13 protein-coding genes and 1 pseudogene are annotated in these 13727 nt (G+C 42.7%); 12 read left to right on the top strand and 2 right to left on the bottom strand.

Features of this window, described 5'->3' with window-relative positions; all coding sequences use genetic code 11:
* The 7 genes and pseudogenes from ACH0QE_RS17865 to ACH0QE_RS17835 all read left to right on the top strand — a co-directional run.
* Positions 1 to 521: pseudogene (locus ACH0QE_RS17865) on the top strand (nicotinate phosphoribosyltransferase); the annotation flags it as partial.
* Positions 522 to 667: 146 nt separating this feature from the next.
* Positions 668 to 1741, top strand: a complete 1074-nt coding sequence (locus ACH0QE_RS17860) for an ATP-binding protein (RefSeq protein WP_415801848.1) — start codon at positions 668 to 670, stop codon at positions 1739 to 1741.
* 126 nt (positions 1742 to 1867) lie between these two features.
* Entirely contained in the window at positions 1868 to 4000 is a 2133-nt protein-coding gene (recQ, locus tag ACH0QE_RS17855) for a DNA helicase RecQ (protein WP_415801847.1), read from the top strand.
* 579 nt (positions 4001 to 4579) lie between these two features.
* Positions 4580 to 5002 (top strand): hypothetical protein, encoded by a 423-nt coding sequence (locus ACH0QE_RS17850; RefSeq protein WP_415801846.1) that lies wholly within the window; start codon positions 4580 to 4582, stop codon positions 5000 to 5002.
* Between the two features lie 109 nt (positions 5003 to 5111).
* Positions 5112 to 6065 (top strand): ABC transporter permease subunit, encoded by a 954-nt coding sequence (locus ACH0QE_RS17845; protein ID WP_415801845.1) that lies wholly within the window; start codon positions 5112 to 5114, stop codon positions 6063 to 6065.
* Entirely contained in the window at positions 6058 to 6948 is an 891-nt protein-coding gene (locus tag ACH0QE_RS17840) for an ABC transporter permease subunit (RefSeq protein ID WP_415801844.1), read from the top strand. Before ACH0QE_RS17845 ends, ACH0QE_RS17840 begins: the two co-directional genes overlap by 8 nt.
* 134 nt (positions 6949 to 7082) lie before the next feature.
* Positions 7083 to 7532, top strand: a complete 450-nt coding sequence (locus ACH0QE_RS17835) for a BsuPI-related putative proteinase inhibitor (protein WP_415801843.1) — start codon at positions 7083 to 7085, stop codon at positions 7530 to 7532.
* Between the two features lie 33 nt (positions 7533 to 7565).
* On the opposite strand, the gene ACH0QE_RS17830 is transcribed toward ACH0QE_RS17835, so the two are convergent.
* On the bottom strand, positions 7566 to 7841 hold the full coding sequence (locus ACH0QE_RS17830) for a hypothetical protein (RefSeq protein ID WP_415801841.1): 276 nt from the start codon (positions 7839 to 7841) through the stop codon (positions 7566 to 7568).
* 186 nt (positions 7842 to 8027) lie between these two features.
* On the opposite strand from ACH0QE_RS17830, the gene ACH0QE_RS17825 reads away from it, so the two are divergent.
* A complete protein-coding gene (locus ACH0QE_RS17825) occupies positions 8028 to 8378 on the top strand; it encodes a hypothetical protein (protein WP_415801840.1) in 351 nt (116 codons plus the stop codon).
* Positions 8379 to 8512: 134 nt separating this feature from the next.
* Positions 8513 to 9892 carry a 23S rRNA (uracil(1939)-C(5))-methyltransferase RlmD gene (rlmD, locus tag ACH0QE_RS17820; protein ID WP_415801839.1) on the top strand — a complete coding sequence of 460 codons (1380 nt, stop codon included), beginning with the start codon at positions 8513 to 8515 and terminating at the stop codon, positions 9890 to 9892.
* 68 nt (positions 9893 to 9960) lie between these two features.
* Here rlmD and ACH0QE_RS17815 read toward each other — a convergent pair whose 3' ends face one another.
* Positions 9961 to 10431, bottom strand: coding sequence for an NUDIX hydrolase (locus ACH0QE_RS17815; protein ID WP_041967356.1), 471 nt, complete (start codon positions 10429 to 10431; stop codon positions 9961 to 9963).
* 679 nt (positions 10432 to 11110) lie between these two features.
* Here ACH0QE_RS17815 and ACH0QE_RS17810 point away from each other — a divergent pair.
* The 3 genes from ACH0QE_RS17810 to ACH0QE_RS17800 all read left to right on the top strand — a co-directional run bounded on the left by ACH0QE_RS17810 (position 11111) and on the right by ACH0QE_RS17800 (position 13675).
* Complete coding sequence (locus tag ACH0QE_RS17810) at positions 11111 to 11992, top strand: HipA domain-containing protein (RefSeq protein WP_415801838.1); 882 nt, start codon at positions 11111 to 11113, stop codon at positions 11990 to 11992.
* Complete coding sequence (locus ACH0QE_RS17805; protein ID WP_415801837.1) at positions 11985 to 12740, top strand: HIRAN domain-containing protein; 756 nt, start codon at positions 11985 to 11987, stop codon at positions 12738 to 12740. Before ACH0QE_RS17810 ends, ACH0QE_RS17805 begins: the two co-directional genes overlap by 8 nt.
* Before the next feature lie 341 nt (positions 12741 to 13081).
* Positions 13082 to 13675 (top strand): type IV toxin-antitoxin system AbiEi family antitoxin domain-containing protein, encoded by a 594-nt coding sequence (locus ACH0QE_RS17800; protein WP_415801836.1) that lies wholly within the window; start codon positions 13082 to 13084, stop codon positions 13673 to 13675.
* Positions 13676 to 13727 lie beyond the last annotated feature (52 nt).

The following is a 13727-nucleotide window of genomic DNA, read 5'->3' as shown; positions in this document are numbered from 1 at the left end:
TGATCACCGCTTACGAACAGGCTGCCCTTGGCGCTGTTTATAAAATTGTCTCAGTCGAGCGGGCTGACGGCACGATGGAGGACACAATCAAGATTTCCTCCAATCCGGAGAAAGTGACAACCCCTGGCATCAAAAATGTTTACAGGATCATCAACAAAGCCAATAATCGCTCTGAAGGGGACTATATCGCGCTTGAGGGTGAAAATCCACAGCAGGAAAAGCGCCTGAAGATGTTCCACCCGGTCCATACCTTTATCAGCAAATTCGTTACCAATTTTGACGCACGGGATTTGCATCACGATATCTTCAAGGAGGGCAAGCTTGTGTATACCCAGCCGAGCCTGGAAGAAGTCCGCAAGCATTCTAAATACTGCCTCGGGGTTCTATGGGAAGAATACACACGTATGCTCAATCCCGAAGAATACCCTGTCGACCTCAGCCAGAAATGCTGGGACAACAAAATGCGCAATATAGAAGAAGTGAAAGAGAAGGTCATGGAGATGACTGGAGAGAATATGTAATGTCAGGCTGCTTTCCCGGGATGGAAGGCAGCTTTTTTAAGTAAATGAATCTATAAATTTGATATGAATTCCCTGTATTATACAAAGGATTTCTCCTAAGGATACAGAATTATTAAAGAACGAATCTTTTCTAAGGGTGTTGCCGTGTGAATGACGAGTGTAGCGCAGTAGATTATGAACAATTCATACCGAGGGAAACAGGCTTCATATTTAAATTCATTAAAAAAGACAATCAATTCATCCATACTTTCATTGAAGGCAAGCTTATAGAAAAGGTGGGTCTTTGCCCTGATCTTGTCATCGGAAGGTCTTTGACGGGATTTTTGCCGGCTGACCAGGTAAAGCGCAAAGAGGTTTTTTACGAAAAGGCGTGGAATGGTGAGCAGGTTAACTATGAAGGAAGCGTTGGCGGAATCCATTATTTAGCTGTTCTGAATCCAATCCGTGTAAATGGAGAGACGGTTGAGGTCATCGGGACAACCATCGATATAACGAAGGAAAAAATAAGGGAGAAGCAGGCCCAGCAAATGGAGAAGCTATCTGTAGTTGGGGAGCTTGCAGCTGGGATAGCGCATGAAATCCGGAATCCGCTCACCTCGTTGAAAGGCTTTGCTAAAATCGTCAAAGAAAGCGTTACGGATCAAAAGTTGATTCCGTATCTTGATATCATGCTGGATGAGATGGAGCGAATCAATCAAATCGTCAATGAGTTCATGTTCATTGCCAAACCGAAGGAGAATGTTCGTTTTCAATATACAAACATAAATAAACTGTTGAGGGACTGTATCCAATTCATGGGACCGCAGGCCAATTTGAAAAGCATTAACATTGAATTAGAAGCGGAAGTACAAATCAATTTGAATTGTGATGGGAATCAGATAAAACAAGTCCTGATCAATATTCTGCAAAACGCGATAGAAGCCACGGAGAACAACGGCCATTTTATCGGGGTAAGCTTGGAAGAGATGAGTGCTGAGTCCGTAATGATCACCGTCTCTGATAAAGGCTGCGGAATATCGGAATCAAGATTCAATCGCCTTTTCGAGCCTTTTTATTCAACGAAGGAAAAAGGAACAGGACTGGGTTTGCTAACCTGCAAACGAATCATCGACCTTCATCAGGGCAGCATTAATATTGAAAGCCAGCCGGGGGAAGGTACAACCATACGAATTGTGCTGCCACGGCATAATATTGTAGAGCCATTGTTGATGGCAGAATAAACTGTGCCATGCTTCTTATAGGAGCATGGCATTTTTTTATTGTCGTTCTTCTAGGGTTATCTGTTAAAATGAAAGAGCAACCCTCTAAAATCCTCACATTTTCTCACTGAAAGGAGCCACCTCGCTATGCTGCAAAAAGCCCATGAATTATTGCAAAACCATTTTGGCTATTCCTCATTCCGGCTGGGGCAGGAACAGGCAATCTCATCTGTGCTCGAAGGTGAAAATACCGTCTGTGTCATGCCGACTGGAGGCGGAAAATCGATTGTCTATCAAATCCCGGCGCTCGTGCTGCCTGGGACAACCATCGTCATTTCTCCACTGATCTCCCTGATGAAGGACCAGGTCGATACGCTCACTCAGCTTGGCATTCCGGCAACGTACATCAATAGCTCGCTGACTGCCGGTGAAGCTGCGGCCCGTATGGATGACACCAGGAACGGAAAGTACAAGCTGTTGTACATCGCTCCCGAGCGGCTAGGATCCTGGGAGTTCGTCGATGACCTGCAGGACATGGATATCCCTCTGATCGCTGTTGATGAAGCGCACTGTATTTCTCAATGGGGACATGATTTCCGCCCCAGCTACCTGCAGATTTCCGGACTTGCTGACCGCCTGCCTAGAAAGCCGATCGTGCTCGCCCTGACGGCAACAGCAACTCCTAAAGTACGGGAAGACATTTGCGCTTCGTTAAAAATAAACCCTGAGAATTCGGTGATTACCGGGTTTGAGCGCAGCAACCTCAGTTTTTCTGTGGTAAAAGGCCAGGACCGCCAGGCGTATCTAAGGGATTTTATCAAAAAGAACGAAAAGGAAGCCGGCATCATTTATGCGGCGACAAGGAAAATCGTCGATCAACTGTATGAATGGCTGCAGAAGGAAGGTTTCGATGCTGCGCGCTACCACGCGGGCATGAACGATGAAGATCGCAACAGAGAACAGGAACGATTTTTGCAGGATGAAGCGACCGTGATGGTTGCGACATCGGCTTTCGGAATGGGCATCGATAAAAGCAATATCAGATATGTTCTCCACTTCCAGCTGCCGAAGAATATGGAGAGCTACTATCAGGAAGCTGGCCGTGCCGGTCGTGACGGCCTGGACAGCGAATGTACCGTGCTTTATTCTTCGCAGGATGTCCAGGTTCAGCGCTTTTTGATTGACCAGTCCGCCGATCGCGAACGAATAGGGGCTGAGCTGGAAAAATTGCAGCAAATGGTCGGTTACTGCCATACCGAGGAATGCCTGCAATCCTATATTCTGCATTATTTTGGCGAGACAGAGACGGAGCCGTGCGGACGCTGCGGCAATTGTACGGATTCCCGGGAAACGGAGGATGTCACGAAGGATGCGCAGATGGTACTCTCGTGCATCATCCGGATGGGCCAGAAATACGGAAAGGCAATGACAGCCAATGTTTTGACGGGCTCAAGGAATAAAAAAGTCCTCGAGTTCCGCCTTGATAAATTGCCGACTTACGGATTGATGAAAGACCGGAATGCCAAGCAGATCAATGACCTGATCGAATTCCTGATTTCACAGGAGCTCATCGGAGTCGAACATGGAACGTATCCGACGATTTATGTACCGGAAAAAGGGAAGGATGTTTTGCTTGGCAAGACAAAGGTGTTCAGGAAGGAAGCTGTTAAGGTCAAGCAGGTTTCAAATGATGATCCGTTGTTTGAAGAGTTGCGTGAGTTGCGGAGAAATGTAGCAGCCGCGGAAAAGGTCCCGCCGTTTGTGATATTCTCTGATTCCTCGTTGAAGGATATGTGCCTGAAACTGCCGCTGACGGATGCGGAGTTCCTCAATGTGGCTGGAGTGGGAGAACACAAATTGCAGAAGTATGGTGCCCCTTTCATTCAGCGGATTATCGAGTTCTGTGAAGAGCATCCGGAGCGCCAGCCGGTGATGAATACCATTGCGGAGCCGGCCAGGAAGCCGGCGAAAAAAGCCATTGGCGATTCCCATCTTGAAACGTACAAGCTGCATCAGGCGGGAAAGACCATCGCTGAGATCGCCGGGGAGCGCGAGCTGGTAGAGAGCACGGTCGAAAATCACCTGATCCAGTGCATCCAGCAAGGAATGGAAGTCGATTATGCCTTGCTGATTCCTGCTGAGCATATCGAAGACCTCGAGCGAGCCGTTGAAGAAGCCGGCCGCGACAGGTTAAAGCCAATCAAGGAACTTTTGCCTGATGAGGTCAGCTATTTTATGATCAAAGCATTTTTGTATATGTATAAGAAAAAGGTACATTAAGAAGAGACGAAGCCCGCGGGCTTCGTCTTTTTTTGGATGATCATAGAGAATTTGCTTGTTTATTGTTGCACCAGTTTCTGATCAAGGTACGGTCATATAAAAAGCGATGTGTGCCCGGTCAGGAGAAGAAAAGGGGAAACCGGTCACATAAAGGAAGGAAATGTGCCCGGTTAGGCGAGGAAGAGCAGAAACGGGTCACATAAAGAAGTGAAAAGTTCCCGGTTAGGCGAGAAAAGGAGAAACGGGTCACATAAAGGAAGGAAATGTTCCCGGTTAGGCGAGGAAGAGCAGAAACGGGGCACATAAAGAAGTGAAAAGTTCCCGGTTAGGCTGGGAAGAGCAGATACGGGTCACATAAAGGAAGGAAATGTTTCCGGTTAGGCGAGGAAAAGAAGAAACGGGGCACATAAAGAAGTGATATGTGCCTGGTCAGGAGAAGAAATGAAGAAGCCTGGTATATAAAGAAAGGATATATGCTCGAAAGCGTTAACTCTTTCAACATCAAAATTTAAATAATACTTTTCAGAAAAATTAAAAATGGTAAAATATAACTAGTGTCCAAAGAAAGCTGGTGATTTGATGCATCCGATTACGGTTATTGAGATTTTGTCAGCTTTGGCTTTAGTGTTGATGCTTTTGGGGGTTACTTACTTTTTGCCCAAGAAGAAGCGGAATATCGCTTTAAAAATGATTGTGATTGTCATAGTCATGGAGCTGGCGTTTTTTGCAATTCGGCCTCTTTGGATTAACTATCATCTTGGTGTTAAATCCGAGCAGCTGACTGAATACCTTGAAAAGAGGTATCCGGGGGAAGAATTCAGTATCAGCTATCGGACGAGCCGAAATTATAATCCATATCATATGGAAGTGAGATTCGAGAATGAGCAGGGCTGGATTTACGGTTATTCTGTCACCGATCAAGGAATCAAGCAGGTAACCGTTGGTGTACCAAATGCAGAGTTGCCTGATAAAGGGCTGCATTATGAGGGTTTGGGAGATTAATAGTGACCAAGTAGTTGTGTGTATTGCGAGCTGCTTTCAGGCAGCTTTTTATAATATTAGAGTTTAGTTGATACGCTTCTCAATAAAATACAGTCCATCAGGAGGCTTCATGGTTTATTTTAAAAAGGCAATCGAGCAGGTTGTGTTATGGATCGTCTGTGTATTTTTGTTTATCGGGATTTTATTTTTGCCGGGTACGACGGATTTTGAGACTGGGCAGGGCGGACAGTTCATATCAGCGAGCTACGATTATAATTTGGACACACACATGAAAAATATCACGGGTTTCTTTGCTTATGTGAAAGCAAATCCAGATCTTGGAGAGTTTGTCCCTGGCCAGTCATATGCCGAACGGATTGGAGGCAAGGCGTGGAAGAGTTTGCTTTTGATAGTTCCTACTTTGATTTTGGCTTATATTCTTGGAGTTTTAAAGGGAATTTTCGATTTTCGGATGCAGAGGAGAAAACTGAACTTCCTTGGGAATGGGACGACGTGGCTGTTCATCTCGATGCCGGATCTTTTTTTCATCATCGTCACCCAGATTGGCCTGATGTATTTATATGAAAAAGGTTTGTTCTTCCATGTGACCTTATATGGCAGTGAAAAACTCGAAACCTATGTAGTTGGTATTCTATTTTTGATGATTTATCCTGTTTTCTACCTTGCGAATATCACTAATGTAAGTTTGCAAGAGCAACAAGGGAACGACTACATTCGAACTGCGCGGTCTAAAGGAACTTCCGGAATGAAAATCCTGTTCATGCATATCTTGAAAAACTCGTTGCCGAGAATTCTGGCTCACTCCAATACCATCACACTCTATGTATTATCGAACCTGTTTATTGTTGAAAAATTAATGAATTTCCAGGGGGCAGCGAATGGTTTGTATGATGCGGTACTGAGGGGCACAGGCTTCAAGATTGGTCTGGAGATCATGGTGGATGGAGTGTCAGCGGTCGGTTATACTATTTTTTTTGCTTCGATTATTTTGGTTTCGAATCTGATTACACAGGTTTTTAAGAGTCTTGTGACCCCAACTTCCCAGGAGATGAATCATGAATAAATCACTAATATTTGGCTTGATCATATTGTCTTTTCTAGTGGTCGTTGCTTTTATTGCACCTTATCTTCCGTTCGTGGATACTTCTTTAAAAGATACGGTTATGAGGCAAAAGGAAGGTGGAGGGTTTGAGCTTCCTCCATTTGCACCATCGGCGGGTTTTCCGATTGGCTCGGACCATAATGGCGTCGATTTATTAAGCAGGCTGCTGCTGGGGACGAAAGAAACACTGTTAACCATCCTCGCTATCGTCCTGGTCCGTTATATCATTGCGATTCCATTGGCGATGGCAAGTTTTTATTCGCGATTCTTTCATCGAATCCTGATTATCTGGAACCGATTGTTTTCATTCATGCCACCGATTTTCTTTGTCATTTTAATTATCGGAACTCCATTTATCCTATTTTCGGATAACCGATACCTTTGGATCTTGATTGTGCTGGCGATGATTGAAGTGGGGAGGGTCGCAGATATTTTCTACCAGGGGATGGTTGAAATTTCAAAAAGACCTTATGTGGAAGCAGGGATTGTCTCGGGCTCATCGCCGTTGACAATGCTGAAAAACTATTACTGGCCGCCGTTGAGACCCTCTTTCATCGTCCAGTTCTTCTCAGATTTGGCGAGAACGCTGTTTCTCATCGGCCAGCTCGGAATCATCGAAATCTTCCTAAGTGTTGAATTCGTTTCCCAGCTTAGTGGAGGGTATAAGACGCTGAACGCTTCCAATGTGTGGCCAACCTACTTTGTGGATATCACTCAACATATCTGGTCGCATCCATGGCTGCCAATCACCGGAACACTTGCTATCGGTTTGACTATCTTTGCATTTTCAATGACCAGCAACGGACTGCAGCAATATTTTGATAAAAAGTATAAAAGAGCTTAAATGATAGGAGAGGTGCACAGGCACTTCTCCTTTTTGTTTAAAAATAGGTTATTTAGTTTATCAATGAGTGTAACCTTTTGAAGCATTCTCCTGACAAATATAATGAAGAGTTCAATCAACAGGAGGGTCGGGCGATGAAAAAATTATTAATGATATTGCTGCTTGGGTTGCTGATGACTGGTTGTGGAACGGAGAACCAGGTTTCGAATAATAATCAGGATAAGGGAGGTGCCGGAATCGTGGCGGGAGAAGTGGCTGCAAGTCTGTTAGAGGAAAGCCCGTTAATTTTTCAATATGAAGTGAAGAATCAGACGGAAGAAGAAGTGACTATGGAATTTACGAGCTCGCAAAGATACGATTACTCGGTAAAAACGAAGGATGGCAAAGAGGTTTTCCTATTCTCAAGTGTCGCATCCTTTTTGCAGGCATTGGGGGAGGAAAAGTTGAAGCAGGGTGAGTCGTTGACATATGAAATCGATCTCCATGAGTTGTCGCTTGAACAAGGCGAATATACTCTTACTGTGTGGATGACTCCAAAAGACGGGAAGAAGTACGAAGTGTCGAAGGAATTCACTGTACAGTAAAAATGAAAGCGGATGGATTATTCCTCCGCTTTTTCATTTTAAGAATTCAAAAAGAGCAATAATGATGGAAATCGAGCTTATCCCCGTTCCGACAATCCACTTGATCAATTGTACCTGGCTTTTGCTTAATCTTTGTTCCATGTCTGGCAGGGTAACAAATTCCTTTTCGTCCAGAACCTGATCCATTAGAGTCCGGACATCGTTATTATCCAGCTGACTCTGGATTGATTGTTGAAAATTTTCCTGCAAGCTTTCCAATTCCTCGATTTTCATCACCAATTCTTTAATTTTAAGTTCAAGTTCTTCCATGTTCATCTCCCTCTTTTTTTACTATCTTATTCGTAATCTGAGATGAAGAGATAGTAGTGTACCTATATAACCTGTAAATGCATGCCCAAATTCATAAAGAATAGGCCAATAACCCAAACCATTTGCCCAATCTCACATAAGGTGATAAAGGGACATTATAAACACCCATAGAGAGGGGACAATTTAATGTATATGCATTCACATAACATGCGTTATATCCATGATCCTCGATCCTACGGAACTGGCGCTGCCGGAACGCTGGCGGCTGGTTTATTAGGTGCTGGGATAGGCTATCTGGGAGGACAACTGATTAATGGCGCTGGCTACGGATACCCAGGAGGAGCCGGTTTTGGAGGATACGGATATCCGGGCGGTTCGGGCTATGGAGGCTATGGCTTCCAGGGAGGCCCTGGGGGATATGGTTACCAGGGTGTCCCCGGTTATGGACCTTATGGTTACCAGGGGACATCGGGCATTGGCGGATATGGATACCAGTCGGCACCGTGGTCCGGAGGGTATGGGCCGCAGGGCTGGTAATATGTTTGAAAAAGGTGCAAAATGGCTTGCCGTCTTGCACCTCTGTTTTAGAAATCATGGCAATGCCTTTCGCAATCCCTGTTTCAATATGATAAAATCTGACTTAGCTAATTCACAGCAAAGGACTTGAAATGATGAGTAAAACAATCCCGGTAAAAAAGAACGATTTTATAGATGTGATATTTGAGGATTTGACGCATGATGGTGCGGGTGTGGCCAAGGTTGACGGCTACCCGATTTTTGTCCAGGGCGGACTTCCCGGCGAAAAAGCAAAAATCAAAGTGACCAAGGTGAATAAGGGTTACGGCTTCGGACGCCTAATGGAGATTCTCGAGAAAAGCACATTCCGTGTCGAGTGCCCGGCTGAGGAGGCCCATAAGTACGGCGGCTGCCAGCTGCAGCATATCAGTTATGAAGGGCAGCTTAAGTATAAAGAGAACCAGGTAAAACAAGTGCTAACAAGGATCGGCAGGCTTGAGGATGTTGTGGTACACCCGATTTTGGGAATGGACAACCCGTGGCATTACCGGAATAAAGCACAGGTGCCAGTCGGGGAGAAGGATGGCAAACTAATTGCAGGCTTCTTCAAGCCACGCAGCCACGAAATTGTCGATACAGACGAGAGCCTACTGCACCTGGATGAAATCAACGAAGCAATCAAGGCGGTAAAAGAAATCGCCAGCGAGCTCGGGATCCAGCCTTATAATGAGGAAAACCATAAAGGCGTGCTTCGGCACATCATGGCCCGCTACGGCAGGCAAACGGGCGAGGTGATGGTTGTTATTGTGACCAGGACGAATGAGATTCCTCAGCGAAACAAACTGGTCGAGGAGATCATCGCAAGACTGCCAAAGGTAAAATCAATCGTCCATAACATTAATTCAAAGAAAACGAATGTCATCATGGGAGATAAAACTGAGGTCCTCTGGGGCAGCGAAGTGATCTATGATTACATCGGAGACATAAAGTTCGCCATCTCCGCGCGTTCGTTCTACCAGGTAAATCCTGAACAGACAAAGGTGCTCTACGACAAAGCTCTCGAATACGCAGAACTTACTGGCGAAGAATCCGTGATTGACGCATACTGCGGCATCGGAACCATCTCGTTATTTTTAGCGCAAAAAGCAAAAAAGGTATTCGGCGTCGAAATCGTTCCCGAAGCCATCGAAGACGCAAAACGAAACGCCGAACTGAACGGCATCTCAAACGCCGAATTCGCTGTCGGCGAAGCCGAAACAGTCATACCGGCATGGTACGAAGAAGGAAACAGCGCCGATGTGCTAGTAGTTGATCCACCTCGAAAAGGCTGCGACGAAGCTTTGCTGCAGACCATCATCAACATGAAACCGAAAAAAGTTGTGTACGTGTCATGTAACCCGGCTACATTGGCTAGGGACCTCCGAATTCTAGAGGATGGCGGATATAAGACCGTTGAAGTCCAGCCTGTAGACATGTTTCCGCAGACGACACACGTCGAGTGTGTGTCGCAACTCATTTTAAGAGAAGGCAACTAACCCTCGTGGTTGTTGCCTTATCATTGTTCTGAAGGATTAATGGAGAAGTATTGATTTCGTAGATTACCTTATTTAAATACACCTTTTCTTTTGGAAAGCCAATCTTCTAAGGCATCTTCGTGTTGTTTTGTAAATAATTTCGGTATTTGGTTTAATGGGAAGTATTTTAATTCTAAAGTCTCAATACCATCTGCATTAAGTTCCCCATCAATTGGCTTGCATTGAAAAAAATGAGTGATAGTCTGAGCTTTATCTCCGTTCGGAAACTCACCAGAATATTTAGAGTAGACACCAATAAGATGTTCAACCTTAACATTTAATCCAGTCTCCTCAAGTATTTCTCGTTTAGCGGTTTCTTCAAGAGATTCTCCAAGTTCCATAGCACCACCTGGCAAACCCCACTCATTTCTATCTCCCCGTTTTTGTAAAAGAATTTCATTTCGTTCGTTGTAAACTATACCTCCAGCAAAGTTGAGAAATATTAACTCGTGCCCCACTTTTCCCCGAATATAACGAATGTAGTCCTTATTTGTAGTCATAAATTCCCTCCAGTTTAAAGCCTCTATCTAATTATACAAAATATGTAGATAACGAGTAATCAAATTAACCTGCTCTAATGACCTAAGTATACAGGTAAGATAATTGTTAGATACTTCGTTGCAACACCTTAGATCGTTGTATTCATCCTTTTAGTCTACTATGATAGCTGTTGACGACCTGGATGTGATATTTCCCTCAGGTAAGGATTTTGTCAGTACAACAAAATATATTTTATCCCAGGGTTTGCCTTTACGTTAAGGGGAGAACTTCGTATATTATTACTGTGGCATCCTTGAATGTGGTCTAATGATTAAACGGGTGCGTTTGTTTAAGCAAGGTGTTTATTGAGAAAAAGGTTTATAGATGTTGATAAACCCACCAACACCTCGTGTGTTGCCACATACACTCCAGCCATTGCGAAGCGGTTGCGAAGATTGTACTTGCATAAAAGGAGGGGCCTTATCTTCTGTGGATAAGGCTTTTTACTAGACCTAGTTTAACTGATTGAACAGACATTTTCCTTCCCGAATGAGAAGAAAGAACCATGATGTCTATAACATTGTGTAATGCAGGTGAAAATAATCCGGACACAACTATAACAAACTAATGATGATCATCTTTCAATTGATTATAATAAAGAGACAATTTAAAAAAGGAGGGAAAGGAGGTAAGTAAATTTTGTTGCGAGATGTTTCGGAGTGGTTTTTTGAAAGTTATGGGGAGAAGAGTACTCTAAGCAAAGAGGAATTGAGTTCACCAGATGGAACTCAATACATCATTAAATACCCAAGAGAGTTCAAAGACCGGATTAACTGGGAAGATGTAAATGAGATAGTAGCTGCACAAATTGCGAAACTGTTAGGGTTAAAGACAATTCAAGCGGAAGTTGCATATAGGAAAGGAAAAAGAGGGTGTCTAATGCTTCATTTTGTTAAACAATATGATGCGGATTTTGGAGAGCCGGGAGCCACATTGCTTGAAGCTGAATTAGAGGATTATAAGAGCATCCAGAATAGCGAGAAAAGAAGTGAAATATTGACTGTTGACTGCTTCACCGTTATTCAAAACTTCTCGTTATTCCAAGTCATGAAAGAGGATTTTGTTAATATGCAAGTATATGATATCTTAATTGGTAATCAAGATAGGCACCCTTATAACTGGCAACTCCTATTTAAAGACAACTCCCCATTTTTTGGTCCTCTTTATGATAATGGTGCATCCCTAGGATGGCAATTATCTGATGAACAACTTAGGGTAATGAATGATTCGGATGCCAAATTAAATAAATATTTTAAGAATACTAAGGTTAAAGCTGGATTGATCGAGGATACCCAAGCACCTCTAAAAGCAAAAGATATCCTCCATAGCTGTAATGATTTTTTCCCAGACGAGACAGCAAGGGTTATCCAAAAACTTGAGAAATTCAACTTTAATGAATATAATTTTTTTATAGATGCAATGCCGTTAATTTCCACAGTGAGAAAAGAATTCCTCAAAAAATTTATTTTATTTAGATTGAATAAAATCCTAACAATACTAAGGGGTGATAATCATGAGTAGTATTAATTCTTTATTGGTAATTTGGCAAAATAAAACAAATTTATTATATTATCATGTAGGCACCCTTAGCTTTGATGGGAATTATTATACTTTCACATACACACACCATGAGAATAGCCACCGAACAGTACAAGAGGCTTTGCGAAATGGATATCATTTACATCCTTCATTTCCTATTCTAGAAAAAGAGTATAAGTCAGAAAACTTATTTCCAACCTTCGACCGACGAATCCCCTCCATAGAAAGGGAAGACTTTAAAGAAATTATAACGGATCTTGGACTTCCGGCTCATCCTGATCGAATGGCTATACTAAAAGCGACCCGTGGAATCTTGTCAGGCGACACGTATTCCTTTGAACAGCCTTTGCGTATGAAGAATAATGTTCTTCAAACCCATTTTTATATTAACGGAATGCGTCACCGCAAACTGCCAGGTTCCTGGTACTCATTAATCCATGAAAATGAAAAGCTGTTTCTTTTACCTGAACCTACTAATCCCAAAGATTCACGAGCTGTTCGAATAGAAACAAACTCTGGGTTGCATCTTGGTTATGTACCAGGATTTTATGCTGAGGCCATAAATTCATTAATTGCAAACAAAGCTAACATCACTTTAACAATAAAAGAAATCCGCCCTGATTCTTCTCCACAGTGGTGGGTTAGTATCGAATTTTCTTGTGATCTATCCACATTGGATACTCAAATTATTAAAAAAGCAAACTTAGGTAGTATTATCGAAGCTGCATAAAAATATGATTGACAATAATCTAGCTTTCATTGGCAAATGCTTAGCTGGACTTGCAAAAAATGAGAGCCTTATCCATTGACGGAAAAGGCTCTTTTAGTGGTGACCAAAGCACAGATTGAATCGCTATTTTGCTTCCCGAGTGAGACCCAAGAACCGTCCCCATGTCTTATTAAACTGAGGGAGTTCAATATAGATATTATCAAGACAAAAAGCTCAAAAACTATGTTTCGCTTATAAAGTTTTGAACAAGAAATTTTAGTGAATACGTTTTGACTTTTATGCATAAGTGGGCAATAATTATACGCGTAGAGTCTTTCTTTATTTTTGAGAGAAGGTGTGTTATGCCAAGAACTGAGTTCATTATGGAAATGATCAAAAATAATAATGGTGTCATAACTGCTTCAGAAGTAACAAAAGCAGGAATTTCACGTGGCAATCTAAAATATATGGTGGATACAGGTTTGTTAGAAAGGACAGGACGAGGCGTATATCAACTGGTTGGATCAAGTGAAGATGAAATGTATAATCTCCAAGTTCGTTATAAACGAGGGATTTTTTCTGGTGCTACTTCACTTTATTTATTTGATTTAACCGACATGACGCCAGCAAAATTTCAAATGACCTTTCCTCATAATTACAATACTTCAACTGTAAAAAGCGATAACGTGAAGTGCAATCGTGTCATTATGGAATTGTATAAGCTTGGAGTTGTAGAAGTAAAAACACCTACAGGGAATACAGTGAGAGCTTATAACATGGAAAGGACATTATGTGATATCTTGCGAAAGCATAATAAGATAGATTTACAGATCATCACAGATGCCTTTAAACGCTACATTAGAAGAAAAGACAAGAAAGTTGCATTGCAGAGTGAATATGGCAAGAAGCTAAAAGTGGAAGGAAAACTTCAAACTTATTTAGAAGTGCTTCTATAATCAATGTATAAGAAGAAATATTGGAGGTATTCAAATGTCAAGTGAAGCACAA

It is taken from the genome of Mesobacillus sp., from assembly GCF_047739415.1.
Classification (GTDB): Bacteria; Bacillota; Bacilli; order Bacillales; family Cytobacillaceae; genus Mesobacillus.
Note: the sequence above shows the minus strand (reverse complement) of the source record. Positions and strands in the feature narration are given on the sequence as shown.

Excerpts from the sequence above, each read along its gene's own strand:
- recQ (WP_415801847.1), top strand. The coding sequence starts at position 1,868 with ATGCTGCAAAAAGCCCATGAATTATTGCAAAACCATTTTGGCTATTCC.
- ACH0QE_RS17850 (WP_415801846.1), top strand. The coding sequence starts at position 4,580 with ATGCATCCGATTACGGTTATTGAGATTTTGTCAGCTTTGGCTTTAGTG.
- ACH0QE_RS17845 (WP_415801845.1), top strand. The coding sequence starts at position 5,112 with ATGGTTTATTTTAAAAAGGCAATCGAGCAGGTTGTGTTATGGATCGTC.
- ACH0QE_RS17840 (WP_415801844.1), top strand. The coding sequence starts at position 6,058 with ATGAATAAATCACTAATATTTGGCTTGATCATATTGTCTTTTCTAGTG.
- ACH0QE_RS17835 (WP_415801843.1), top strand. The coding sequence starts at position 7,083 with ATGAAAAAATTATTAATGATATTGCTGCTTGGGTTGCTGATGACTGGT.
- ACH0QE_RS17830 (WP_415801841.1), bottom strand. The coding sequence starts at position 7,841 with ATGGAAGAACTTGAACTTAAAATTAAAGAATTGGTGATGAAAATCGAG.
- ACH0QE_RS17825 (WP_415801840.1), top strand. The coding sequence starts at position 8,028 with ATGTATATGCATTCACATAACATGCGTTATATCCATGATCCTCGATCC.
- rlmD (WP_415801839.1), top strand. The coding sequence starts at position 8,513 with ATGAGTAAAACAATCCCGGTAAAAAAGAACGATTTTATAGATGTGATA.
- ACH0QE_RS17815 (WP_041967356.1), bottom strand. The coding sequence starts at position 10,431 with ATGACTACAAATAAGGACTACATTCGTTATATTCGGGGAAAAGTGGGG.
- ACH0QE_RS17805 (WP_415801837.1), top strand. The coding sequence starts at position 11,985 with ATGAGTAGTATTAATTCTTTATTGGTAATTTGGCAAAATAAAACAAAT.
- ACH0QE_RS17800 (WP_415801836.1), top strand. The coding sequence starts at position 13,082 with ATGCCAAGAACTGAGTTCATTATGGAAATGATCAAAAATAATAATGGT.